Here is a 609-nt window from a genome sequence, read left to right as displayed (position 1 = left end):
GGTGTGTTCGAGTCTCTCAAATTTTTGCAAGTCGATGATGAATCGAAAGAAACATCTTCGGGTTGTGAGGTTAAGCGACTAAGCGTACACGGTGGATGCCCTGGCAGTCAGAGGCGATGAAGGACGTGCTAATCTGCGATAAGCGTCGGTAAGGTGATATGAACCGTTATAACCGGCGATTTCCGAATGGGGAAACCCAGTGTGATTCGTCACACTATCATTACGTGAATACATAGCGTAATGAAGCGAACCGGGGGAACTGAAACATCTAAGTACCCCGAGGAAAAGAAATCAACCGAGATTCCCCCAGTAGCGGCGAGCGAACGGGGAGCAGCCCAGAGTCTGAATCAGCATGTGTGTTAGTGGAAGCGTCTGGAAAGTCGCACGATACAGGGTGAAAGTCCCGTACACAAAAGTGCATGTGTTGTGAACTCGAAGAGTAGGGCGGGACACGTGGTATCCTGTCTGAATATGGGGGGACCATCCTCCAAGGCTAAATACTCCTGACTGACCGATAGTGAACCAGTACCGTGAGGGAAAGGCGAAAAGAACCCCGGCGAGGGGAGTGAAAAAGAACCTGAAACCGTGTACGTACAAGCAGTGGGAGCA

1 rRNA gene is annotated in these 609 nt (G+C 50.6%); it reads left to right on the top strand.

Annotated features, from left to right (window positions below):
- Nucleotides 1-68 precede the first annotated feature (68 nt).
- A 23S ribosomal RNA gene (locus OGX83_RS00650) occupies nucleotides 69-609 on the top strand; the annotation flags it as partial.

Origin of the sequence: Citrobacter sp. Cpo074 (assembly GCF_030332745.1) — a bacterium.
In the GTDB taxonomy this organism is placed as follows: Bacteria; Pseudomonadota; Gammaproteobacteria; order Enterobacterales; family Enterobacteriaceae; genus Citrobacter; species Citrobacter portucalensis.
Note: the sequence above shows the minus strand (reverse complement) of the source record. Positions and strands in the feature narration are given on the sequence as shown.